Source organism: Thioclava sp. JE_KL1 (assembly GCF_009296265.1).
In the GTDB taxonomy this organism is placed as follows: Bacteria; Pseudomonadota; Alphaproteobacteria; order Rhodobacterales; family Rhodobacteraceae; genus Thioclava.
The window spans coordinates 65,727-88,455 of the sequence record NZ_WBJS01000003.1 but is presented as its reverse complement, the minus strand read 5'-3'; the positions used below and the strand labels follow the sequence as shown (position 1 = coordinate 88,455).

General features: G+C 63.2%; 21 protein-coding genes. 15 read left to right on the top strand and 6 right to left on the bottom strand.

The annotated features are described in order from the left end of the window. Positions 1-39 precede the first annotated feature (39 nt). Entirely contained in the window at positions 40-1,485 is a 1,446-nt protein-coding gene (locus F8R15_RS05845) for an FAD-binding oxidoreductase (protein ID WP_152843929.1), read from the bottom strand. A 220-nt stretch (positions 1,486-1,705) separates the two neighbouring features. On the opposite strand from F8R15_RS05845, the gene F8R15_RS05840 reads away from it, so the two are divergent. Further along, positions 1,706-2,395 (top strand): helix-turn-helix domain-containing protein, encoded by a 690-nt coding sequence (locus F8R15_RS05840; protein WP_152843928.1) that lies wholly within the window; start codon positions 1,706-1,708, stop codon positions 2,393-2,395. A gap of 85 nt (positions 2,396-2,480) precedes the next feature. Here F8R15_RS05840 and F8R15_RS05835 read toward each other — a convergent pair whose 3' ends face one another. Then, on the bottom strand, positions 2,481-4,052 hold the full coding sequence (locus tag F8R15_RS05835; protein ID WP_152843927.1) for an oleate hydratase: 1,572 nt from the start codon (positions 4,050-4,052) through the stop codon (positions 2,481-2,483). Between the two features lie 619 nt (positions 4,053-4,671). On the opposite strand from F8R15_RS05835, the gene F8R15_RS05830 reads away from it, so the two are divergent. The 3 genes from F8R15_RS05830 (at position 4,672) to F8R15_RS05820 (ending at position 7,855) form a co-directional block, all read left to right on the top strand. Continuing rightward, positions 4,672-5,256, top strand: a complete 585-nt coding sequence (locus tag F8R15_RS05830; RefSeq protein WP_078603601.1) for a hypothetical protein — start codon at positions 4,672-4,674, stop codon at positions 5,254-5,256. A 79-nt stretch (positions 5,257-5,335) separates the two neighbouring features. After that, a complete protein-coding gene (locus F8R15_RS05825; protein WP_152843926.1) occupies positions 5,336-6,556 on the top strand; it encodes a surface lipoprotein assembly modifier in 1,221 nt (406 codons plus the stop codon). A gap of 282 nt (positions 6,557-6,838) precedes the next feature. After that, complete coding sequence (locus F8R15_RS05820) at positions 6,839-7,855, top strand: LuxR C-terminal-related transcriptional regulator (protein ID WP_172976171.1); 1,017 nt, start codon at positions 6,839-6,841, stop codon at positions 7,853-7,855. Between the two features lie 197 nt (positions 7,856-8,052). Here the strand turns inward: F8R15_RS05820 and F8R15_RS05815 are convergent, their stop codons facing one another. From F8R15_RS05815 to F8R15_RS05805, 3 genes are all read right to left on the bottom strand, one after another. Further along, complete coding sequence (locus tag F8R15_RS05815) at positions 8,053-8,679, bottom strand: DedA family protein (RefSeq protein ID WP_152843924.1); 627 nt, start codon at positions 8,677-8,679, stop codon at positions 8,053-8,055. A 247-nt stretch (positions 8,680-8,926) separates the two neighbouring features. Next, positions 8,927-10,285, bottom strand: a complete 1,359-nt coding sequence (locus F8R15_RS05810) for a HAMP domain-containing sensor histidine kinase (protein ID WP_152843923.1) — start codon at positions 10,283-10,285, stop codon at positions 8,927-8,929. Beyond that, positions 10,285-10,959 carry a response regulator transcription factor gene (locus F8R15_RS05805; protein WP_152843922.1) on the bottom strand — a complete coding sequence of 225 codons (675 nt, stop codon included), beginning with the start codon at positions 10,957-10,959 and terminating at the stop codon, positions 10,285-10,287. Before F8R15_RS05805 ends, F8R15_RS05810 begins: the two co-directional genes overlap by 1 nt. 159 nt (positions 10,960-11,118) lie before the next feature. On the opposite strand from F8R15_RS05805, the gene F8R15_RS05800 reads away from it, so the two are divergent. The 7 genes from F8R15_RS05800 to F8R15_RS05770 all read left to right on the top strand — a co-directional run bounded on the left by F8R15_RS05800 (position 11,119) and on the right by F8R15_RS05770 (position 16,581). Further along, positions 11,119-11,742, top strand: coding sequence for a hypothetical protein (locus tag F8R15_RS05800; RefSeq protein ID WP_152843921.1), 624 nt, complete (start codon positions 11,119-11,121; stop codon positions 11,740-11,742). 8 nt (positions 11,743-11,750) lie between these two features. Then, positions 11,751-12,530, top strand: a complete 780-nt coding sequence (locus tag F8R15_RS05795) for a hypothetical protein (RefSeq protein WP_078570485.1) — start codon at positions 11,751-11,753, stop codon at positions 12,528-12,530. A gap of 175 nt (positions 12,531-12,705) precedes the next feature. Continuing rightward, positions 12,706-13,452: an ABC transporter ATP-binding protein gene (locus F8R15_RS05790; RefSeq protein WP_152843920.1), complete on the top strand. Its 747-nt coding sequence runs from the start codon at positions 12,706-12,708 to the stop codon at positions 13,450-13,452. Next, positions 13,449-14,381 carry an ABC transporter permease gene (locus F8R15_RS05785; protein WP_152843919.1) on the top strand — a complete coding sequence of 311 codons (933 nt, stop codon included), beginning with the start codon at positions 13,449-13,451 and terminating at the stop codon, positions 14,379-14,381. The genes F8R15_RS05790 and F8R15_RS05785 overlap by 4 nt, the downstream gene beginning before the upstream one ends. Continuing rightward, positions 14,374-15,357: an ABC transporter permease gene (locus tag F8R15_RS05780; protein ID WP_152843918.1), complete on the top strand. Its 984-nt coding sequence runs from the start codon at positions 14,374-14,376 to the stop codon at positions 15,355-15,357. The genes F8R15_RS05785 and F8R15_RS05780 overlap by 8 nt, the downstream gene beginning before the upstream one ends. Positions 15,358-15,359: 2 nt before the next feature. Next, positions 15,360-15,971 carry a hypothetical protein gene (locus F8R15_RS05775; RefSeq protein WP_152843917.1) on the top strand — a complete coding sequence of 204 codons (612 nt, stop codon included), beginning with the start codon at positions 15,360-15,362 and terminating at the stop codon, positions 15,969-15,971. 58 nt (positions 15,972-16,029) lie between these two features. After that, complete coding sequence (locus F8R15_RS05770) at positions 16,030-16,581, top strand: tyrosine-protein phosphatase (RefSeq protein WP_152843916.1); 552 nt, start codon at positions 16,030-16,032, stop codon at positions 16,579-16,581. Positions 16,582-16,727: 146 nt separating this feature from the next. On the opposite strand, the gene F8R15_RS05765 is transcribed toward F8R15_RS05770, so the two are convergent. Then, complete coding sequence (locus tag F8R15_RS05765) at positions 16,728-17,795, bottom strand: LacI family DNA-binding transcriptional regulator (RefSeq protein WP_216644111.1); 1,068 nt, start codon at positions 17,793-17,795, stop codon at positions 16,728-16,730. Between the two features lie 172 nt (positions 17,796-17,967). Between F8R15_RS05765 and F8R15_RS05760 the strand changes: the two genes are divergently transcribed. The 4 genes from F8R15_RS05760 (at position 17,968) to F8R15_RS05745 (ending at position 22,727) form a co-directional block, all read left to right on the top strand. Then, on the top strand, positions 17,968-18,981 hold the full coding sequence (locus F8R15_RS05760; protein WP_078539249.1) for an ABC transporter permease: 1,014 nt from the start codon (positions 17,968-17,970) through the stop codon (positions 18,979-18,981). A gap of 32 nt (positions 18,982-19,013) precedes the next feature. Next, positions 19,014-20,021, top strand: a complete 1,008-nt coding sequence (locus tag F8R15_RS05755) for a substrate-binding domain-containing protein (RefSeq protein ID WP_078539248.1) — start codon at positions 19,014-19,016, stop codon at positions 20,019-20,021. 121 nt (positions 20,022-20,142) lie between these two features. Then, on the top strand, positions 20,143-21,672 hold the full coding sequence (locus F8R15_RS05750) for a sugar ABC transporter ATP-binding protein (RefSeq protein ID WP_152843915.1): 1,530 nt from the start codon (positions 20,143-20,145) through the stop codon (positions 21,670-21,672). Further along, positions 21,672-22,727, top strand: coding sequence for an ABC transporter permease (locus tag F8R15_RS05745; RefSeq protein WP_166504566.1), 1,056 nt, complete (start codon positions 21,672-21,674; stop codon positions 22,725-22,727). Before F8R15_RS05750 ends, F8R15_RS05745 begins: the two co-directional genes overlap by 1 nt. Positions 22,728-22,729: the final 2 nt, after the last annotated feature.

The window sequence follows — 22,729 nt, the reverse complement described above, 5'->3', positions numbered from 1 at the left end:
CTTGGACCCCGGGCGCTGGGTCGCGCCCGGGATGAGGGCTCATTGCGCGGCCTGCTGCACACGCTGCGGCTGGATGTTGTGATTGACCCGGAAGAGGTTCGTAGGGTCGTAGCGTGCCTTGATCTCCTGCAGCCGGTTGAGGTTGCCGCCATAGGCCTCGGCAAGGCGATCCGCGTCATCCGCTGGCAGGAAGTTCACGTAGACACTGGGCGCCGCGTCCGCTGCCGTTGCGTTGAACAGATCGCGCGCCCACGCGATGCAGGCCTTGTCCTTAGCCGCGTCGTCCCAGCGGGTGTGAACGTTCATGGTGAAGTGGCTGTCGCGCTGCGGATAGGCGGTCGCGTCGGACGGGACGCGGGCCATCGCGCCGCCGACATGGGCGATGAAGATCTCGCATTGCGGATCGGGAAGCTCCTCGACCGCGCCCAGTATCGCCTCCATCGTGCCGGGGCCGAGCTTCAGGAAGTCCCGGCTCTTCCAGTAATTGCGCGCGCCGGGCGTCAGCAGCGGATCGAAGGCCGCCTGCCAGCCGGTGAAGGGATGCGGGCCGATCACATCGACAATGGGCGTGCCGAGGGCTCGCAGCTCGCGCATCGCCTCTTCGCCCTTGGTCATGTCGCCGACGTAACAGGCCGCGAAGATCAGCACCTCGCGCCCGTGCCAGTCTTCCGGCAGGAAGGGCAGGGGAGGCGCCTTGCGCAGGACCGACCAGACCGTCAGCTCGTCCGGCGCCTTGTCGCATATCTCCTGAAACTTCGGCAGCAGAGTGGCCGCCTCCGCGAAGGGATGGATGACGAGGCCGGACAGAACGTCGGTGCCGATGGCGTGGCCCTGGAATTCGAAGGAGGACACCACCCCGAAATTCCCGCCCCCGCCGCACAGCGCCCAGAAAAGGTCCGGATGCTCCGTCTTCGACGCCTTGACGCAGCGCCCATCGGCGAGCACCACGTCGGCCGACAAGAGGTTATCGACCGTCATCCCGTATTTCCGGGTGATCCAGCCGAAGCCACCACCAAGTGTCAGCCCAGCGATCCCGGTTGTCGAGTTCACGCCGACAGGCACGGCAAGCCCATGCACCTGCGACTCGCGATCGACATCGCCCAGTGTCGCGCCCGGCTCGGCCCGGACGGTCCCGGCCTCAGGATCGACGTGAACCGAGCGCATGCCCGACAGGTCCAGCATCAGCGAGCCGTCCTCGACCGCGAGACCGGCAATCTGGTGGCCGCCGGACCGAACGGCCATCCGAAGCCCTTTATCCTTGGCAAAGGCGACCGCGGCCTGAATGTCGCTGGCTCCCATCGCATGCACGACGAGCCCCGGTTTGCGATCGATCATCCCGTTCCAGATCGACCGCGCGGTGTCATAGCCCTCATCTCCCTCGATCAGGGCCTTGCCGCGCAGGGCGGCTCCAAGGGCCTCCCGGTCCGCGCCGGTGATCTTCTTGCGAGTGCCGTCCAGCCCGTTCATTTCAATGATATCCGACATGTCTTTCTCCCTGTGAGATCATGGCGCACAGCGACGCGATCCACCCCTCGCGCGTCTGCCGCGTTCGATTGTTTGCGGTTCTGAAAGGATGAGCGCGCCGCGGGTCTCAAACCAGTGGCGAAACTGGACCGGCCCGCTCGGGCACAGGGTGTGGGCACAGAGTTGGATACAAGAAGCGCAATTTGCGCTATGCTGGGAAAAGCCATGGAGGAGATCTCCGATGTCCAACGCCAGCTATTTTCAGTTTTGCCCGGTCGCGATGGCCGCCGAAATCCTCTGCACCCGGTGGACGATGGTCCTCGTGCGCGAACTCGTGGCCGGATCGACCCGCTTCAACGATATTAGGCGAGGTGTCCCGCGCATGTCGCGCACACTGCTTGCGCAGCGCCTGCGGGAACTGGAAGCGGCAGGAATCGTCGAGAGACACCCGGTCGAGGGCACTCAAGCCGTCGACTACCTTCTGACCGATGCGGGAAAGGACCTGCTGCCGCTCGTCGAGGCCTTCGGGATTTGGGGGCAGAAATGGGTGGAATCCGAGCCGTCTCTGGAGCGGCTCGATGTGTCGCTGCTGATGTGGGACATGCGCCGCAATCTCGATCCTTCACCGCTTCCTCCAGGCCGGACGGTCCTGAATTTCCACTTCCCCGAACTCGCGGCGTCGAAATCCTCGTGGTGGCTGATCGTGGAGGCGAGCGGGGATGTCGATCTGTGTCAGGTCGACCCGGGGTTCGATGTGGACCTCTTCGTCACGACGGATCTGCGCACGATGACAGAGATCTGGATGGGCCTCACGACCGTGTCGAAGGCCGCCCGCAAGCTCGACCTCATCGGGTCCCGAGACGTGGTGGCCTCAATGCAGAAATGGCTGGGCCTCAGCCCCTTCGCAGCCGAGAAAAAACTGGCCTCCTGAGCCGCGTCGCCGTTCCGCTCCGCGCGTCATCGACGGCTGGGGCAGACCGTGCCAGCATTGGCCACAGGCCGCACGTTCCGGAGGGCTACATGCCCATCAGCACCCGCGCGGCGTTGAAGAGCACTTTCGGGTCGAGGTCCGTGCGTGCGACCCGCGGGGGAGGTGTGATCCGTCCCGTCAGGCTCGCCACCGCGGCCCGGGCGGATCGGACGGAATATTCCACCGTGAACACGCAATCGCGCGGCAGTTCGCAGAATTGCCCGATGATCGCGAAATTGCTGGCGCCGCTGGGCCGTATGTCGGGGCGATCCCCGGGCTGACGCGGCATGAACTGGCTGGTGATGAAGGGCATCCGGCAGGGGATGACGCGGGCCGTCTTGAACCAGGCCTGCTGTTCGGGCGTCAGGCCCAAATGGCCGAACAACTCGGTCAGGATCTCGTCGCCGGTCGCCTCCCACATCGGTTTTGTGGTGAAGTCGCCGGGACGGTCTCCGCGCAGGCCATATCCCCAGAAGACATAGGTGCCGTGTTTCTGGCCGCGGAAATGGGGTTGGTGGAAGAGCACGATCGAGAGCGTCCAGCCCGAGTCCGCGAAGGTCACGAGTCCGCCCGTGCCCGTGCGGTTACCGGTGAAATCCTCCATGAACTCGAAGAAATCGGGGCCGTCGAGCGTGACCGTGAAGGAATGCCACGCGGTTTTGTCAGTCTCGCCGCAGAACGCCTCGGGGCGGCCGAAGCCCTCATGTTCCGCCGCCAGCTTTCGCCACAGCATCCAGGCACCGCTCTCGTGGTCATGGCGGCTGGGCGCGTGATCGTTCGCCCCCGTCACTGACGCATCGGTCATCGACCCGAGCGTGAGATAGACCTTGTCGGTCTCGGCGACCGGTATCTCCTCGCCGCTGGCAAAGGCCAGCGCGCTGACGCGGCGGTCCTGCCGTGAGCCCTCGATCCGCACGTCGACGACCTGCGTGCCGGTGACGATTTGCACGCCTCGGTCGCGCAGCCAGCTCACGATTGGTGCGATAAGGGAATCATACTGATTATAGCGGGTGCGCAGAATGCCGGCGATCCGGGTGAAACCGGGAAAGAGATGGATGAAGCGTCGCAGGTAGCGCCGCATCTCGACCACGGAATGCCATGGTTGGAAGGAGAACATCGTCGACCACATCAGCCAGAAGTTGCTGTCCAGAAACGTGGGCTGGAACCAGTCCTCGATCGTCTGAGCTCCGAGCGTGCTTTCGCGATGCAGGATCAGGCGGTTGATATCCACGATGTCCTGCGCCGTGAGCGTTAGGTCAAAGCGGTCCTCTGCCGGTTTGCCGTCGCGCACGATGCGGCAATTGGCCGAGCCGGGCACCATGCGGTTGAAGGCGAAGATGTCCTGTGCTGCCGAGGTGGCGGGGTCGTCCGCCGAGGGGATCGAGCCGAGCAGATCGAACGTGCAGGCGAAATGCTCCTCGAACATCCGGCCACCGCGGACGAGATAGCCGTCCTCGCCATCGCCCGATCCGTCCAGCGAACCGCCCGCCGTGCCGAGTTGTTCGTAGATATGGATCGCCGCGCCATCCACGCCCGCGTCGCGTAGCAGAAAGACCGCCGTGGCGAGACCCGCGATGCCGCCGCCGACGATGTGATGTCGTTCCGTTGTCGCTTCCATCGCCAAGCCTCACTCCCTGCAGTCCAGATTTCCTTCGCCCCCGTCGAAATCCTTGGGGACACAGCGAATTCTAGCATTTTATGAGAAACGGACGAAGAAGATTGCTTTCCGAGTTTACGCCTGCTCCGCCCGCTTGCATGGTGATCAGGGAAGGCACGTCATGCGGCGGACTGCCCAAACTGTCTGAGCATGGGGCCGGCCATTCGCGCCGGGTGCAGCTAATATCCATGCTCCCCCTTTGGCGAGAGGGAAAATCTCGGCCCTTAGCCGACATCTATGGCCTGAGCGGCGAAGGTCAGCTTCGAATTGCTATCTCGGTTCGGCTTCCGGATGTTCTCGTCGACTTTGGATGATGCTTCGGCCCCATTAACAGTTGGATCACTGCATGACTATTGTGGAGATTGAGGCTGTCAAAAGGCTCTTTCGCGTTTGTCTGCTCCTGAAGCATTGGCGCAGCTTGCTGCATTACGCGGAACGATTTCGCGGCGGCCAAGCCAAGATCGCGCTGAACCCTATAGTTTCTCATAGATTGCGCGCGCGGGGGGCTGTGACGTGAAATGCGCGTGATCGGTTCGTGTGTTTGGGCCGTGACAAAACACCAATAAATCGGGGTATTCTCATGACATTGAAATTCGCGCTCGCGGCGTCAGCCGCCTGTCTTGCGCTGGCCGCATGTAACAGCAGCAACGGGTCTTCCGCGGCGCTGACCTCGGCAGAGGCGCAAAACGTCGAAGCAACCTATTCCGACTACGCGGACAGGATCGGTACGGGCGACCTGACAACGACTGTGCCGACGGGGCAGGCGTCGATGTCGGGCTATATGGGCGTGAGCAACGTCAATCCCGACGACCCGACCACGACCGTGATGGGGGAACTGGCGATGGATGTCGATTTCGACGCGGGGACGCTGACCGGCAAAGGGTCCAATTTCGGCATCTATAGCGGCGATGTCCTGACCAAGGAAGCCGATGTGACAGGCTCGCTCGACGTTGCGGGCACGGTTTCGAGCTCGGACATGAGCGCGACCGCGACGGGTACGATGTCGGATGGCTCCTCTGCGGGCGCTGACTTCGCTCTGGATATGACCGGCAGTTTCTATGACGACGCGGGCACGCTGACTGCGGTGGGCGATATCTCCGGGACGATGACCGACGGCTCTGACGTCCAGAACGTCGACGGCAATTATTACGCCACCGAGAACTGAGGCGGGGCTCTTCCTGCACAGGCCGGGCGTTCTGCGCCCGGTCTCTTTCCGTCTCGCCGAGAGGCAAACGACAAGCGCGATGCGATACCGTTCTTCCTTCCTCCTGATCTGGCTCGCCTTCGCGCTTGTCGTCTGTCTGCTCTCACCGTCGCGCAGCTTTGCGGAACAGACGGTTTCGGATTGGCTCGGCGTGGCGAATGCGCAGCTCGCGCAGGGCAAACCGGGGCGGGCGCTTCTGATTTTCGGAGAAATCGCGGCGCGCCATCCGGAATTCACCCCGGCGCAGACCGGGTTGGAGCAGAGCTTCACCAAGCTTGGCTCCGTTCGCCGAAACGAAGCGTTCCTGCGTTACGCGCTCGCCAAGGATTCAAAGCACGAAGCGGCGCTTCTCGCAGCATGGCAGGCGTTGGATCGCGCCCACCCGTTTCGCTTTTCCGCCACGGCCTCGATCCTGCCGAGCAGCAATATCGATCACGTCGCCTCCGAACGGTATCTGGTGACCGATTTCGGCACGTTCTTGATCAACGATGGCGGCAACGAGACTTCCGGGGTAGGGCTCGGCTATGGCGCGAACCTCGACTGGTTCGTTCAGCCGCGCCCGGGGCATCGCATCCGGTTGCGCGCCTCCTATGCAGGGGCTTGGTATCACACCGCGATTTTGCGCTATTCGGAACCCGGGCTCGCCCTGCGCTACGAGCATCTCGGTGGGGGTGCGCCTTGGTCGGTCGAAGCGTTTTTGCGCGACAGGCGCTATGGCGGCGGGTCGCAGGATATCACGTCGGACAACCTCACACGCGGAGTGCGGTTCGCGAAAGCGTGGCGGTCCGCAGGGGGCGGGCGCACGGTTTTCCGGCTGGACGGCGAGTATGCGAGCTACAGCGAGAAGCCCTACCTGACGGGCCCGAGATATTTCGTGGACCTCGCGCGCCGAACGAGATTGGGGCAACGTAGCGCCCTGAGCTATGGCCTGCGGCTGGAACGCGCCTTGCCGCGAAAGGATTACCATCGCTATTCCGGCGCTGAGCTGCGCGTGGGCTTCGATCGACCGCTTTTCGACGGAGTTCGTGGGGGGCTGTCGCTCAGTTACGGAGAGCGCCGCTATGACGCCGCCTTTCCGATCGTCGGGGTGCACCGTCGGGACCGGACCGCGAGCCTCGGGTTGAGCCTCGAGTTGAAACGAGCGAAAATCCTCGGTCAAACGCCCAGGATCACCTGCAGCGCGCGGCGCACCCGGTCGAATGTCGCGCTCTACACGACGAACTCGGTTGATTGCGCTTTGTCCCTAAAGCTTGATTTTTGAGCGAAATTCGGCATCTATGTCGAATGTTAATCGGTGAGCATTTTAGCTTCGGTGTTTTTTTCGGCGCATTGCTCGGCGGTCCGGTTGGCTTTGATTTGAAGAGTTTTGGGGGTTCCATGCCGAGTTTCGATCCGCGGCGCGTCGTTTTTCGAGAAACGCACGCAATTTTAGATTTGACCCGACCGCGCCGGCTGACCTGACACGATGCCACGTTTCATATCGCCGCATCACGAAATTTATGATGCCGCGCTCGATGACGAGCTTTTCACCGCGCTGCCAAACATGCTCGCGCAGGTGATCGGCATCCCGTCGGCTGTCTTCATCTGGCTCCATCCCGGCGATTATCGGGAAGTTACCGCCGGAACGCAGGCGGATGCCAATCTCGATTACAATTCTTTTGAAGGTCACGACCCCTGGTTGGCCCACGGTACGCCGGAAAAGTGCGGCACAGGCCTGTTTCGTTTGTCGAACCACGTGAGCGCTCAGGAGTTCGAGCGCAGCGAAATGTATAACGATTTCATCGTGAAGAACGGTGTCGATCGCTACTGGTGTCTCGCGATGATGCAGAGCACGCGCGACGGTCTGGTCGCCACGGCCTTCCACAAGGGTAAGCGCGGGGGCGATTTCACCGATCCCGAGGTGGAGACTCTCGGTTTGCATGTCCAGGATCTGGGACGGCTGCACAAGATCCGTCGGGAGCTGCATCGCGCCAGTATCCAGCAGGTCACCGCGCCCGACCGCAGCCTGCTTGATGACGCCCCGATCTTCGAGCTCGACCACGAAGGGCGGCTCGTGCGGATGAATGGCATGGCCGAGCTGCTGCTCGATCTTCATCCGCTGCTGGTGCTCGACTTCGAGCGGAAATTACGGTCACGCGGGCCGATGCACGGGGTTTTGCGCCAAGCCATCGGACGGTCGACAGATGCGGTGAAGAGCCAGGCAGGCGCGCTCGACCTACCTCAAATGCGCGCGACTGACGGGCGAATTATACCGAAACTGAGGCTGAACCTGCTGCCGCGAACTGACGGGGGCCGGAAGGTCTGGGTTATCGCGACGAGCGAGGAAGAGGATGGAATACGAAATCTGGTCGCAGCCCCACGTGAGAAGATGCGACTCACGCCACGCGAGCGGGACGTTCTTCAGGGAATGATCCGGGGCCGCAGGCGGGACCAACTCGCCAATGATCTCGACATCGCCATTCCGACAGTCGATCTGCACAGCGCCAATCTTCGCCGCAAACTCGGGGCACGGACCATTGCGGAGGCCGTTGCCATCGCCTTGCAGTTTGGACTGATGTAGGTCTTCCGTGAAGGCGTCGCTCTGGGAAAAGGGCGACAATTCAATGGACGATCCGGGGCAAATGCCGCCCATGGGGTTCGGCATGATTGGCGCTGGAGGATAGGTTCAGAAGCCTACGATAGCCGTGGCCGCGACACCCTCGGTCGGTCCTTCGGGCATCGCGTCAGTTCGCTGGACTACGCGGCTGCACCGAACAGTTACGCCTTGCGACTGTTGAAAAAGCGCCGGACGTAGAAGCCGACTCCGATCAGGATCGCAACGAGCACCACGCCATTGAGGGCGTGCATCGTGTTGCGCAGGGCCGGGCTTTTGTCCCACGCTTGGCCGAGCTTGAGGCCGACATAGGCGAGGACGAGGCACCAGGGCCAAGATCCGATGAACGTGTAGATCTGGAACTTCCAGAACGGCATCCGAGCGATGCCGGCCGGGAGGGAGATGAAGGTCCGCACCAGCGGCAAAAGTCTCGAGACGAAGACCGCGGCGCTGCCATAGCGGGAAAACCAGCGATCGGCCCGGTCCAGATCCGATTGGCTGAGCAAAATGTATCGCCCCCAACGTTCAACGGCGCGGCGACCGCCGTAAGCACCAACGAAATAGGCGAGGGTCGACCCGATATTGCAGCCGATTGCGCCAACGGTGGCGACGAGTAACAGCGAGAACTGACCTTTCGAGGCGAGATAGCCCGAGAAGGGCATGATCACTTCCGATGGGAGCGGGATACAGGCGGATTCGATCGCCATCAGCGCAGCGATCCCGGCATAGCCCATGGAACTGATCGCATGGGTTATAAAGCCCGCGATGGCTCCCATTAGTCCTGAAATCATGTCTCATTCCTCCCGCATCTGGCCCTGTGCTTCCCCTGAGGTTTCCGGCAAAGACCCTGCCTTGCGGTCGTGGGGCAATCTGAAGGTGTAGCGGCGATGAAGGCGGGAAAGAAAGCTCGCGAAACCGTGTCCCAGCCGCGAAAGTCATGGGTCGGACGGGCGCACCGCGAAACGCGTGAATGCGTGCATGACACCCGCGTTTGTCCCGTCGCTGGTGGAGCGTCATTTGCGTGGCACATTTCACCCATCACAACGTTGGAAAGCGCATCTCCACCCGCAGACCGCGTTCGAGGTTTTGCAGGCGCAGCTCGCCCCCGTGTATCTGCGCGATGGCATCTACCAGGCTCAGGCCCAAACCGCTGCCTTGGGTGTTGCGGCTCTGGTCGAGGCGGACGAAACGTTCGCGCACCCGCGCCAAGTCGCGGTCCGGGATGCCGGGGCCGTTATCTGTCACGCTCAGCACGACATGCTGGTTCATCTCATGCACGCCTATCGAGACCCGTGCCGGGGAGGGGCTGTAGCGAAGCGCGTTGTCCACGAGGTTCACGAGCGCCTGAAACAGAAGCTCGCGGTCGCCCTCGATAGAAATGTCCTCGGGCAGATCGAGCGCCAATTCCTGCCCTGCATCCTCCGCTCCCGCGCCGAGCATTTCCGCGACATCTTGGCAAAGCTGCGTGAGATTGACGGGCACAGGCGTGATCTCGACCATTCCGGCCTGCATGCGGGACAGGCGCAGGATCGCGTCGAAGGTTTCCGAGACCTGATCGAGATCGTTCAGCGCTTTCCCGATCTCGCCGCGTTGCGCCAACGGCAAGGACGCATCCAATGCCACCGGCTCGAGCCGAAGCCGCAAACGCGCGAGTGGCGCGCGCAGGTCATGCGCGACATCGGTCGAGACCTGACGGATCGATGCGATCCCCGCCTCCAACTGGTCGAGCGCCTCATCCACGCTTTGCGCCAGACGCGCCACGTCGTCATCGCCTTCGTCGCGGATGCGCAACCCGTGGCGGCCTTCGCCAACTGCGTGGAGGACCTGCTCCATCCGGTCGATGCGCGCTTCGTTTCGCCGCGCGATGAAGACCGCAAAACTGATCGACAGCAGAAGTGCGAGGCCGAGGCCCCAGCCGAAGCTCGTGGCGAGGATCTCGCCCTGTTCACGCAGCCACGCATCGTCGCGCCCCGTCATCAGCCAGCCTGACGGAAGCTGCATCCCGAAGGTGACGTAACCTTCGGGGACATTCGCGCTGGGTGGGTCGAGCAGTGTCAGGCCGGACCCCGGTTCGAGGTGTCGCGTACCTTCGAACGTGGCGGCGACGCGGACATTGCCAAGTGCGTCAGAGCCATCGGCTGGCACGAAGGTCACGATATTCGCGCCGTCGCGACTCGTCGTCATCCGCGCTGTGATCTGCTCGCTCAGGTCCTGCATGTCGGCGCCTCGGGCGGAGAGGGCGAGCGCCTCGGTATCGGCGCGGACCTCACCCTCGAGGCGGAGGCTCATTTCCTTGGATTGCAGCACGTAGGACACGCCGCCCGCGACGAGTGCCGCGAACGCGAAGACCGTGGAAATTGCGATGGCGAAGCGCATCGACCAAGTGAACGCGCGCATCACGAGGCCTCGAACACGTAGCCGATCCCGTGCAACGTGGTCAGGTAGGGGGTCACGAAAGGCTTGTCGATCTTGCCGCGCAGCCGGCTGATATGGGTCTCGACGACGCTGCTCTTGGGATCGAAATGGATGTCCCAGATCGCCTCCAGCAGGATCGTCTTGGTCTGCACCCGACCGGGCCGCTCCATGAAGTGCTTCAGGAGCATGAATTCCCGCGGCTGCAATTCGATGCACTGCCCTTCGCGCCACGCCTCGCGGGCGAGAAGGTCGAGCCGCAGATCGCCCTGCACCAGTTCGGTCACCTCGGCCTTGAGGGCAGGGCGGCGCGCGATCGTGTCGATCCGTGCAAGCAGCTCCACGAAGGCGAAGGGTTTCACCATGTAATCGTCGGCCCCCGCACGCAGCCCGGCGACGCGATCCTCGACGCTGCCCATCGCGGTCAGCAGAATGGCGGGCGTGGCGATCTGCGCCGCGCGCAGCGCCTTGAGCAGGGCCAACCCGTCGAGCCCGGGCATCATCCGGTCGAAGATGAACAGATCGTAGCTCTGCGCGGTCGCTTGCGTCAGCGCCTCGCGCCCGTCGCGGAGCAGGTCGACGGCATGCCCTTCTCCGGTCAGCCCCTTGCGCAGGTAGTCTCCGGTTTCGGCATCGTCTTCGGCAATCAGGATCTTCATCGCACCATCCTTCGATAACGGACCGGGATTGTCACGGGCGGCTCCGCAAGGTCTGTGCGATTTCTTACAAATTCGTAAGACGGGAGCAAAACGCTTAGTCCTTCTGCAGGGGATTGCTGGCGGCATCGATGTGGATGCATCGCAAGCAATGAGGACCTTATGCGAAACCTGCTTCTCTCCGCCGCGCTGATCGCGGTGCCGGTCGCGTCATTTTCAATGGTCGAAATGGCCATGAGTACGGGAGCGCCGGGCGCTTCCGCGCCGCAAGCTGCAAGCCTCGGCGATATGAGCCCTTACGAGACGATCGTGAGCGATACACAGACGCTTGCCAAGAAAGGCGAGTTCACCGCCGCAGAGAAACGCATCACCGATCTGGAGACCCTTTGGGACAAGAACGCGGCCAAGCTGCGCAAGGCCGATCCATCGGTCTGGGGCGTGATCGACGGGGCCGCGGACAAGGCTTTCGCCGCCCTGCGAACGAAGTCGCCGAACGCGAAGAGCGTGATGCAGAGCCTTGACGGGCTGCAGACGGCGCTTGCCGATCCGGTGCCCTCGGAAGTCGGGGCCGTGCAGAAAGTCGCGGGCATCGCGGTGACCGACAAGACCGGCCACGCGCTGCCCTGCGAGGCGATGATCGGGCAAGTGCGAGATACGCTCGGCGGCAAAACCGCGCCGCAAGCGGTCTCCGATCTTCAGGCGAAAGCGCTAGAGCGCTGCAACGCGGATGACGACACCCGCGCCGATGCCTTCTCGGCGCAGGCGCTGGCAATGCTGAACAACTGAGGCGCATCATGAGTTACCAACAGACTTTCATCTACCCCGACGAAGAGTTGACCAATCCAGTCAGCCGCGTTCCCGAGGTCACGCCGGGCTTCTGGCTCATCAAACTGATGGCGGTGACGATGGGCGAGACGGCAGCCGACTTTCTGGCTGTCAATCTGGGCCTCGGCCTGACCGCGACGACGATCCTGATGACCGCGATCCTCGCCCTCGTGATCCGCTGGCAATTCGCGCAGCGCCGTTATGTGCCCGCGGTCTACTGGTCGGCGGTGGTGCTGATCTCGATCGTGGGGACGCTGATCACCGACAACATGACCGACAATCTCGGGATTCCGCTGATCGACTCGACGATCGGGTTCACGATCCTGCTGGGCGCGACCTTTGCGGCGTGGTTCGCCTCCGAGCGCACGCTCTCGATCCATGAGGTCTACACGGCCCGGCGCGAAGGGTTCTACTGGCTCGCGATCCTGTTCACCTTCGCGCTCGGTACGGCGGTGGGCGATCTGATCTCGGAGCAGTTCGGCATCGGCTATCTCGCGACCGGCATCCTCTTCGGGCTGATCATCGCGTCGCTCGCTTCGGGATATGCCGCGCTCAAGCTCGACGGGCTCTGGGCGTTCTGGCTGTGCTATATCTTCACCCGCCCTTTGGGCGCGTCCTTCGGCGATCTTCTCTCGCAACCCACCGAGTATGGCGGGCTGGGCTTCGGCACCATTCCCACCAGCCTCGGTTTCCTTGCCGTCATCGCGATCACCGTCGCCGCGATGACTGTGAAACGCAGGCGCGTCTGACTCCCTTTCCAGCTCGTACGCCGCGTGGCCCTCCGTCCCGACCGTCCGGGGCGGAGGTTTTTTCGTTCCGGCCAAGCCAGAAACCCGGCTTCTCACGGATTTGTAAGAAATGGGCGAATTCGATCCGGATCGCGGCGGGCAAGCTCCTCTCAACATCAAAAGGAGGTGCCCAGAGATGCAAACAGACACACCAGCCGTCAGCACGCGGGGGCTTACCCTGAACTACGGCGAGTTCACCGCGCTCCAGCCGCTCGACCTCGACATTGGCCGTGGCGAGATATTCGGATTTCTCGGCCATAACGGTGCGGGCAAGACGACGACGATCCGGCTTCTGACGACGCTCATGGATCCCAGCGGCGGCACGGCGAGCGTCGCCGGCTGCGACCTCGCGCATAACCGCATCGCGCTGCGCCGCGCCATCGGCTACCTGCCCGAAAACGTCCGCCTCTACGACACGCTCACCACACGCGAGAACCTGCGCTTCTTCGCGGCCCTCTCGCGGATCGAGGACGCCCGCGACCGCGTCGAGGAGGTGATGGAGTTCCTCGGCATCACAGACCTTGCCGACCGCCGGATCGCGACCTTCTCCAAGGGGATGCGCCAGCGGGTCGGGCTCGCGCAGGCCATCGTCCACCGTCCGCAGGTCCTGTTCCTCGACGAGCCGACCTCGGGGCTCGATCCGATGGGGGTACGCCAACTGCGCGAGGTGCTCGAGCGGTTGAACGGGCAGGGCATGACGATCTTCATGAACACCCACCTGCTGAGCGAGGTGGCGCGGTCCTGTTCCTCCATCGGCGTCCTTTCGCACGGCCAGCTGGTCTTCCACGACACGATCGAGACGGTAAACGCGCGCTACGGCTCGGAGGAGGCACTCGAGGAGCTTTACCTCTCGGTGGTGCCGGATCGCGAGGTCGCGGCATGACACCCTCCACGATCTTACGCCGCCACGCGCTCGCCGCGCTTGCGCGCGAGCGGACGATCGCGCTGGTGGCCGCTTTGTTCGCCGCGCTGGTGCTGGTCTCGGCCTATCTGGGCTGGTCCGCGACCTCGACGGTCGACGCGATCTATGCCAGCGCCACGCATTGGTTCGAAGCCAATGGCAAGCCGGTGCCGCCGAACCCGGTCACGCAGGGCTCGCCGCTGGCGCTGCTGCGCAATCTCACGATCTATATCAGCCTGATCGGCGCCTTCTCGGCCATCGTGATCGGCTACCGCATGGTCGAGACCGACCGTCGGGCAGGGGTACTGCCGCTGATCGGCGCGCGCCCGTTGGAGCGGCTCGATTACGCCCGCGGCAAGGTCTCGGCACTCGCCCTGGCCGTCGGCGGTCTCGCGGCGCTTGCGGGTGTGGTGGGGGCTGCGACCCTCGCCATCCTGCCTTCGGTGCATCTCGGCCCCGGGGATTGGGCGCGGCTCGCTGCGTTCTTCTCTCTGGGCTGGCTCTACATGATGATCTTCGGGCTGATTGCGATCGGCGCTTCGGCGCGGGCGCGCAGCGAAACCGTGGGGCTGATGGTTCCGACGGTGGTCTGGCTGGTGCTCACCTTCGTCTGGCCCGCGCTGACCGGGAACATCCTGCCCACCGCTGCGATCAACCCGATCTCGGCGCTCGCACCCGCGCCGCAATCCGCGATCTTCGACCTCTCCGCAAACCTGCTCGGGCCGTTCTCGTTAGCCGAAGCCTACAAGTATCTCGGCGCGGAGCTGATGGGCTATCTGCCCGACGGCCTGCCGCCGCGCGGCCCCGTTCCCCCGCTGGTCGTGATGATGCTCTTCGCAGCGGGCTCCGGCCTCTATGCGCTGCGCGGCTGCCTCAAGCTCGACATGACGAAGGGAGGCCCCGATGCCTGATCTCTCCGCTATTCCCACCATTGCGCTCAAGGACGCACGGATCGCGCTGCGCGACCGCTTTCTGCTGGCCGCGACCCTGGCGCTCGTCGCAGCCGCGCTGATCTCGCTGATCACCGGAACGGTTGCGATGCGCACCGATGTGGCCACCTACATGGCCGCGAAACAGCAACTGCTGGCGCTCGGCAAAAGCCTCGGTTCGATCGCGGCCCCCGAATTCTACCCGCTCAAGCTGATGCGCGGCACGATCGAGCAGATCGAGATCATGGGCGCAGTGATTGCGCTGATCGCGGGTTACCGCGCCGCCGTCGAAGAGCGCGGGCGCCAGACGCTGGCGCTGATCCTGACGCGCCCGCTTTCAAACTGGCAGTTCCTCACCGCGAAGCTGCTGGGCGGGGCCGGGTTGATGGCGACCGCGCTGGCCTTCGTCTTCGCGCTTTGCGCCGTAGTGCTCGCGCTTGGTTCGGGCATCGGCATCGGGGCGAATGACCTGTTGCGGCTCGCGATCACCTGGGGGGCTTCGACGCTCTATCTCAGCGCGATCTTCGCGGTGGGCTTCGGCCTCAGCCTCTGGCTGAAAAGCCCCGCGAGCGGGCTGCTCTACGCCTTCGCGCTGTGGCTTCTGGTGGTGCTGGTGGCGCCGCAGATCGGCGACACGATGGACCCCGACAATCAGGTGGCTGGCGGCGTCTTCGCGCAGCTTTCGATCCCGAAGGCTGAGCAGACCAGGATCAAGCAGGGCTTCGCCACCTACGAGACCATCCGCAACGGGATCGAGGTCTCGTCCGTGACCAAGCATTACGAGCGCTTCACCTTCGCGGTGCTCGGAATCAAGGACATCTACACCGGCAAAGCGCTCGGGCCGATCTGGGCCGACAAGAAGGGCGATGCCTGGTTCCTCATTCTCTTCACCCTCGGCCTCGGCGGGCTCGTCCTGCTGCGTCCGATCCGTGCCGATCGTCTGACCAAGGAGACCTGACGATGAACAAGACCCTTTCCACCCTCACCGTGCTGCTGATGCTCGCCGCTGGCGGCGCCCAAGCCGCGCAGACCGATACCGACAAGGATGGCGTGCCCGACATGGCAGAGCCGCTGCTGCACACCGATCCGCAGAACCCCGACACCGACGGCGACGGGCAGAACGATCTGGCCGACAAGGACCCGGTGGTGGCGCAAAGCCCGATCCAGCCCGGGGGTACCGCCGCGCCGTTCCATATCGGAGAACTGCTGGTCGAGAACAATGTCGATCCCGCGACCCATACGGACGCGCCGGATCACCTCGAAATCCAGCTGGTCAACGACAGCGCCAAACCGCTGAAGGGCTTCACCCTCTTCTACACCATCACCGATGCCGATAGCGGCGCGAAGGAGGCCTATATCCTGCATCCCGACGTGACGGTTCCCGCCAATGGCTCGGCCCGCATCCATGTCGATGACAGCGGCAAGCCGGGGCATCTGCGGGCGAACCCGAACTCGATCTACACCACCGCGCAATCGGCGAAACAGGTCGAGGTGAGCCTGCAGCTTCCGGGCTCTGCCGCGGTGACGCAGAGCGTCAAGAAAGACGCCGGTGGCGCCGAGCAGGCGGATTGATCCCGACACGATCGGATCGCGGCCCCGCTTCGCGGGGTCGCATAGGGAGGCAGAGGCAATGAAACTCCGTAAAATCGCGCAGATCGTGGGCACCGTATTGCTCGGCACGCTCGCGGCGCTGGTGCTCTATTTCGGGTATCTTCAAGTGACTGGAAATTTCCACACCGTGGTGGCTGGCGAGTTCTATCGGTCGAACCAGCCAACGGCCGAGCGGCTGAAATCCTACAAGAAAAAGGACGGCATCCGGTCGGTTCTCAACCTGCGCGGAGCTCATCCGGGACAGGCGTGGTATGAGGAAGAGAAGGCCGCAGCGCAGCGGCTGGGGCTGACGCTGATCGATTTCAAAATGTCCGATCACGAGGTCCTGAGCCCCGCGCGCATCGCGGCGTTAGAAACAGCCATGGCCAACGCGCCGAAACCCTTGCTGGTCCACTGCAAAGCTGGCGCAGACCGCACGGGACTAGCTGCGGCCCTTTATCTTACGCATCAGAAAAAGCGCTCGCCTTCCGAGGCAGGCTGGCAGTTGTCTCTACTCTACGGTCATGTCGGCGTGCCCCGGCTTTCCAGAGCTTGGCCGATGGACCAGACATGGATAGCGGCCAACAGTTGACAAAATTTCAACCTCTTCGTCGCAGGTCTGATGATGGTGGGAAAGTCTCGTTTTTCTCGTGAGCGGCCTTTCGAGAGACGCGCAGCGGATTCACACTTTCCGCCCAGGCCCGTCCTCTGGCTGCACGATAGCAGAAGCATACGCGGTTAGCGCTTCCTGTCTTGTGCCTTTGCGACGCTGTCGCGCACGACCAGTTCCCCCGTCATCAGAACTTTGATGGGGGATTGGTCGCGGTCGTCCGCCGCTATGAGGTCGTCGAGCAGGCGGATCGCCATTGCGCCGATGCGCGCTTTCGGCACGTCGACCGAGGTCAGGGGCGGGTCGAACACGCTCGAGGTGGGCAGGTTGTCGAAGCCCACGACCGAAACATCCTCCGGCACTCTGTGGCCCAATTCGCGCAGGGCCCGGACGAAGCCGAAGGCGATTATGTCGTTCGCGCAGAAATAGGCATCCGCGACGGGCCGGCCGCGCAATTGAGTCAGGGTCTCTTTATAGGCCCCTTCCAGCGTCGACATCACCGAAAGTTCCTGCGCATCCTCGCCCTGCAATCCGAGTGCCGCGGCCGCGGTCTGGAAAGCCCTTTGACGCAGTCGGAAGTTCATCACCTCGCTGTAGCTCCCGACATAGCCGATCTTGCGGAAGCCTCTCGCTATCAGATGTGAGAGCGCGTCGTGGACGAGTTGATCGTTGTCCATGTCGACGAAATTCGCCTTCAGGAACGGGTGGTAGGTGTCGATGAGCACCGTGGGGAGCGGCGCGTATTCAATGATCGTCTCGATATCCTCGCGCGACAGTTCGGTGCCGAGCACGACGATTCCGCGCGGCTCCGTCCCCTCCAAGTCGGACAGCATCTGCTGAAGAGATTCCTGCTCGTAGCTGACGACCTGCAAGGCGTAGTCGCGCCGCAGCGCCTCGAAGGACATGCCGTCGATATAATCCGAGATGAAGTGGTTGTGGTCGCGGTTCACCGTCTGGCCGTGCCGCGCGATTTTCAGGAAGCGGATCGTGTTGGTGGCTTCCTGCCGTGGCCGATTCGAACGCGGCGTGTAGTTCAGCGCTTCCACTGCCTGCAGGACGCGGGCGCGGGTGGCCTCTGAGATATCGCCCTTATCGTTCAGAACCAACGACACGGTGGCAGCGGAGACCCCCGCATGACCGGCAACCTCGCGTAAAGTGACCGGTTTCTTCGGCTGAACTTCCATGGTCTCGCTCATCCCACCTTCATTTCATCGCGATTTGTCTGTGCCGCACATGGGCGGAACGCACGGTCCTTTTAATCTCACGCGCCGAGAGGGGCTAGTGAACAAACGGGGTTGACTTTAGTAAACATAATAGTAGCAATTTAGTAAATAAGATAATTATTCAGTAAACGACACGGGGGAGGAGATGTCGAAACTGGACGGGAATCTGTTTGTGTTGTCCGTGCTCATCGTGCTGCTTCTCGCAGTCGGCGGCGCGGCATCCGGCGGCAATTACCTTTCGATCTACAATTTGCAGTCGATGGCGAACCAAGTGCCCGAGATCGGGTTGCTCGCCATCGGCGTGATGCTCGCGATGTGCTCGGGCAATGGCGGGATCGACTTGTCGGGGATCGCGCTGGCGAACCTTTCGGGGGTGGCTTCGGGGCTTGTGGCTCTTTCGATTTTCCCGGTGGATGAGGCCCCGGTGCTGTTCACCATCACTTTCGCTGGGGGCTGCCTGCTGATCGGCATGCTGGGGGGCGCGCTGAACGGATTTCTGATCTCGCGCTTCGAGATCACGCCGATCCTGTGCACCTTGGGCACCCAGATGGCCTTTACCGGTGCGGCGGTCGTGTTTTCGGAAGGACGCTCGGTCATGATCGGGTCGCCGCCCGCGCTCTATGATCTGGGCAACGGCTTGATCTTCGGAGTTCCGGCGAGCTTCCTGATCTTCCTCGGCGCGGCTTTGATCTTGGGGGGCGTCCTGCGGTTTACGCCCTACGGGATGAAGCTGATGCTCACCGGGGCAAACCCGAAAGCGGCGCTCTTCAGCGGCTTCAACCGCGACCGCATCCTGATCACCACCTACGCACTGTCAGGACTGATGGCCGGGCTTGCCGGGGTGATCATCGCGGCACGCAACATCAACGTGAAATGGGACTACGGCACCTCGTATCTTCTGATCGCGATCCTTGTCGCGGTGATGGCGGGGGTGCGTCCTGATGGCGGGTATGGCCGCGTCGTTAACGTGGTGCTTTCGGCGATCACTCTGCAGCTCCTGTCGAGTCTGCTGAACTTCGTCGGGTTCTCGAATTTCGTGCGGGATTTCGCCTGGGGCGCGCTGCTGCTGTGCTTCCTCGCGGTGAACCGCTTCGAGCTGGTCGACCAGTTCATCACACGCTTTTCGCTGGGGCGCGCGGCGCGCGCTCCGAAAAACTGAGCCGAAGAATGTAATCCAGGGAGGAGATCATCATGGCATTCAAAGGACTTAAAATCGGCCTGTTGGCCGCGACAACAGCAGCGATGCTGGCCGGTGCGCAAGGGGTCGCGGCGCAAGAGGGCAAGTCGATCACCACGGTCGTCAAGATCAGCGGCATTCCGTGGTTCGACCGGATGAAAACCGGCGTCGAAAAATACGCGCAGGAACATTCCGACATGAAGATCGAGCAAGTCGGCCCTGCCACGGCGGATTCCGCGCAGCAGTTGCAGATCGTTCAGGATCTCGTGGCGCGCGGCGTCGATGCGCTTGCCGTCGTGCCGATGGATCCGGCGATCCTCGAAGGCGTGCTCAAGCGCGCGATGGATCGCGGCATCGTCGTCGTGACCCATGAGGCCGATAACCAGAAGAACACCATGGCCGATGTCGAAGCCTTCGATAACGCCGAATACGGTGCGGCCCTGAACGAGCGTCTGGCCAAGTGCATGGACGGCAAGGGCAAGTGGACGACCTTCGTCGGCTCGCTGGGCAGCCGCACCCATATGCAATGGGTCGGCGCGGGCGAGGAGAACGCGAAGAAATACCCGGATATGGAACTCGTCGATCCGAACAACGAAAGCTTCGACGACGCCCAGGGCACCTATGAGAAAGCCAAGGAAATCCTGCGCAAGCATCCGGATATCAAGGGCTTCCAGACCTCGGCGGGCAATGACGTGCTCGGCGTCGGTCGCGCGATCGAAGAAGCGGGTCTGGCCGGTAAGGTCTGCCTCGTGGGCACCGGTCTGCCGAACCCTTCGGCGGCCTATCTCGACAGCGGCGCAATCACCGCGATCGGGTTCTGGGATCCCCAGAAGGCCGGCATGGCGATGAACTCGCTGGCCACCAAGATTCTCGCGGGTGAAGAGATCACCGACGGCATGGATCTGGGAGTCGACGGCTACCACAGTGTCAGCGTGCGCCCCGGCGCAGGTGACGGCGTGCTGGTCGTGGGCAATGGCATGGTTCTCGTCGACAAGGACACCTACAAAGAGACCCTTTTCTAAGGCGTGAAAAAACAGGTCGGTCGGGGGCAGCCCCGGCCGACTGTCAGACCGCCCGTGCCCAGGCTGGAGGAGCTTTGGCGCATGGGATGGAAGCGACCGGTGTTCAGGGGGGAGCAATCAGATGTCAGACGGACATTTTCTGGAGCTGCGCGGCATCCATAAGCGCTTTGGCGGTGTTCACGCGCTGCGTGGCGTCGATGTGACGATCGATACCGGCGTCGCCTATCACCTGCTGGGCGAGAATGGCTGCGGCAAGAGCACCTTCATCAAGATCATTTCGGGCGCCCACGCGCCCAGCGAGGGGGAGATCGTTCTGGACGGGCAGGCGCATGGCGAGCTGTCGCCGATCCAGTCGCTCGAAGCGGGGATCGAGACGGTCTATCAGGACCTCTCCCTGCTGCCGAACCTCTCCGTCGTGGAAAACGTCGCGCTTGGCGACCAGCTGGTAAGCGGCAACGGGCGCTTGATGCGTCTGTTGAACCGCCGCCGTCTGCGCGAGACGGCGCGCGAGGCGATCCGCAATGTCGGGCTGGAGCCGACGGCGAAACTCCTCGGCACGATGGTGGGGGATCTGCCGCTTGCGATCCGTCAGCGCGTCGCGATCGCGCGCGCTATCGCCGCCGACGCGCGGCTGGTGATCATGGACGAGCCGACCACATCGCTCACCCGGCACGAGGTCGACGCGCTGATCGAACTGGTCGGCAAATTGCTCGAACGCGACGTGGCGGTGCTGTTCGTCACCCACAAGCTGGAGGAGTGCTACCGCATCGGAGGGCAGGCGATCATCTTCCGCGACGGCGAATGTATCTCGCAGGGCCCGATCGCGGACTATTCGCGGGCAGAGCTGTCGCATCTGATGACCGGGCGCGAGCTGGACACGATGCGCTATCGCAAGGGCACGCCGCAGGCCGAGGAAGTGCTTCGCGTCGAGGGTGCAAGTTCCGGTGCGGCCTTTGAAGATGTCGCCTTTTCGCTGAAAGCGGGCGAGGTGCTGGGGATCACGGGGCTCTCGGATTCCGGGCGCAACGAGGTCGCCCTCGCGCTGGCTGGCCACCAGCCGTTGAGTGCCGGTCATTTCGAGATTTCGGGCGCGCGGGTGCATCTCGACTCTCCCGCGGACGCGATTGCGCGCGGAATGGGCTATGTCCCCGAGGACCGCCTCTCCGAGGGTCTGTTCCTGCAGAAGTCGATTTACCAGAACGAGGTGACGCTGATCCTCGACCGGCTGCGCGGTCGCGGCGGCATCGTCGACAAGCGCAAGGGCCGCGAGGCGGCGAGCAAGATTTCCGAGGCGATGAACCTCAATACCGGCAATATCGATCTGCCGGTGTCGGCTTTGTCTGGCGGCAACCAGCAACGTGTGCTGATTGGCCGGTGGCTCAGCATCGAGCCGAAACTGCTGGTGCTGCATGGCCCGACGGTCGGCGTCGATGTCGGCTCCAAGGACACGATCTACCGCGCGATCCAGGCGATGGCCGAGCGCGGAATCGGGCTGATCATCGTCTCCGACGATCTGCCGGAACTGCTGCAGAACTGCGACCGGATTCTTGTGATGAACCGCGGTCGCCTCGTCGATGAACTCGACGCCGCGACCACCGACGAGAACCGTATTTACCAATCGATGCTCGGCTCGGCGAACGAGGCTGCCTGATGACCATGGTGCAAGAGATGAATGACCGATCAACGCCCAAACGTCCCGAGGACAAACTGACGATTTGGGAGACCCTGCGACGCCGACCCGAGATGGTGACACTGACCATCCTCGTCGTCATCTGCGTGGCGGTGTCGATCATCAACCCCAACTTCCTGCAGCCGGGCTCGCTCATCGATATGGGCCGCGCAAGCGTGGTGACCGGCCTCTTCGCGCTCGGCGTCTTTGCCATTCTCGCGGCAGGGGGGATCGACGTCTCCTTCACCGCGATCGCGGCGCTGACGATGTATTCGCTGACGAAATTCGTGATCACCGTGGCGCCCGATCTGCCGATGGCCGCGATCATCGCGATTGCCGTCGTGGCCGGTGCGCTTCTGGGCGCGGTGAACGGCCTTTTGGTCCACGGTCTGCGCGTGCCCTCGCTGATCGTGACGATCGGGACCCAATACCTGTTCCGCGGGATCCTGCTGGCTTTCGTCGGCACGGTGTGGCTGATGGAGCTTCCGCCGCAGATGACCGCCTTCGGCAAGGCCGCGCTCTATCAGTTTCAGGGCGCAAATGGCGTGACGGTCGATCTGCCCGCCTATTTCCTGATCTTCCCCGTGGTCGTCGGGCTAGCGTGGTTCCTGTTCGACCGCACGCTGATGGGCCGGGCGATCTTCGCCACTGGCGGCAACCCGGAGGTCGCGGCGCGGCTCGGCTATGGCCAGCGCGTGGTGCATGTCTTCGTCTTCGCCTTCGCGGGTGCGCTCGCAGGTCTGGCTGGCATCATCCATGTCAGCGCGACCCGCATGGCCAACCCGTTCGATCTGGTCGGCACCGAGATCGAAGTGATCGCCGCCGTCGTTCTGGGCGGGGCGCGGATCACCGGCGGCACGGGCTCGGTGCTGGGCACCGTAGCCGGTGTTCTTCTGATCACCGTCGTCAGCAACACCCTGGTTCTGGTGGGAATCCCCAGCACCTGGCAGCGCCTCGTCGTGGGCGCGTTCATCCTTCTCGCAGCGGCCTTCTTCGTGCGCCGCAAGCAAAAACCCAAGCAACGCAAAGCAGAGTGATC

Coding starts and splice junctions, on each gene's coding strand:
- F8R15_RS05800 (WP_152843921.1), top strand. CDS start 11,119: ATGCGAAACCTGCTTCTCTCCGCCGCGCTGATCGCGGTGCCGGTCGCG.
- F8R15_RS05790 (WP_152843920.1), top strand. CDS start 12,706: ATGCAAACAGACACACCAGCCGTCAGCACGCGGGGGCTTACCCTGAAC.
- F8R15_RS05830 (WP_078603601.1), top strand. CDS start 4,672: ATGACATTGAAATTCGCGCTCGCGGCGTCAGCCGCCTGTCTTGCGCTG.
- F8R15_RS05775 (WP_152843917.1), top strand. CDS start 15,360: ATGAACAAGACCCTTTCCACCCTCACCGTGCTGCTGATGCTCGCCGCT.
- F8R15_RS05805 (WP_152843922.1), bottom strand. CDS start 10,959: ATGAAGATCCTGATTGCCGAAGACGATGCCGAAACCGGAGACTACCTG.
- F8R15_RS05820 (WP_172976171.1), top strand. CDS start 6,839: ATGCTCGCGCAGGTGATCGGCATCCCGTCGGCTGTCTTCATCTGGCTC.
- F8R15_RS05755 (WP_078539248.1), top strand. CDS start 19,014: ATGGCATTCAAAGGACTTAAAATCGGCCTGTTGGCCGCGACAACAGCA.
- F8R15_RS05835 (WP_152843927.1), bottom strand. CDS start 4,052: ATGGAAGCGACAACGGAACGACATCACATCGTCGGCGGCGGCATCGCG.
- F8R15_RS05785 (WP_152843919.1), top strand. CDS start 13,449: ATGACACCCTCCACGATCTTACGCCGCCACGCGCTCGCCGCGCTTGCG.
- F8R15_RS05765 (WP_216644111.1), bottom strand. CDS start 17,795: ATGAGCGAGACCATGGAAGTTCAGCCGAAGAAACCGGTCACTTTACGC.
- F8R15_RS05845 (WP_152843929.1), bottom strand. CDS start 1,485: ATGTCGGATATCATTGAAATGAACGGGCTGGACGGCACTCGCAAGAAG.
- F8R15_RS05750 (WP_152843915.1), top strand. CDS start 20,143: ATGTCAGACGGACATTTTCTGGAGCTGCGCGGCATCCATAAGCGCTTT.
- F8R15_RS05795 (WP_078570485.1), top strand. CDS start 11,751: ATGAGTTACCAACAGACTTTCATCTACCCCGACGAAGAGTTGACCAAT.
- F8R15_RS05810 (WP_152843923.1), bottom strand. CDS start 10,285: ATGCGCGCGTTCACTTGGTCGATGCGCTTCGCCATCGCAATTTCCACG.
- F8R15_RS05825 (WP_152843926.1), top strand. CDS start 5,336: ATGCGATACCGTTCTTCCTTCCTCCTGATCTGGCTCGCCTTCGCGCTT.
- F8R15_RS05745 (WP_166504566.1), top strand. CDS start 21,672: ATGACCATGGTGCAAGAGATGAATGACCGATCAACGCCCAAACGTCCC.
- F8R15_RS05760 (WP_078539249.1), top strand. CDS start 17,968: ATGTCGAAACTGGACGGGAATCTGTTTGTGTTGTCCGTGCTCATCGTG.
- F8R15_RS05770 (WP_152843916.1), top strand. CDS start 16,030: ATGAAACTCCGTAAAATCGCGCAGATCGTGGGCACCGTATTGCTCGGC.
- F8R15_RS05840 (WP_152843928.1), top strand. CDS start 1,706: ATGTCCAACGCCAGCTATTTTCAGTTTTGCCCGGTCGCGATGGCCGCC.
- F8R15_RS05815 (WP_152843924.1), bottom strand. CDS start 8,679: ATGATTTCAGGACTAATGGGAGCCATCGCGGGCTTTATAACCCATGCG.
- F8R15_RS05780 (WP_152843918.1), top strand. CDS start 14,374: ATGCCTGATCTCTCCGCTATTCCCACCATTGCGCTCAAGGACGCACGG.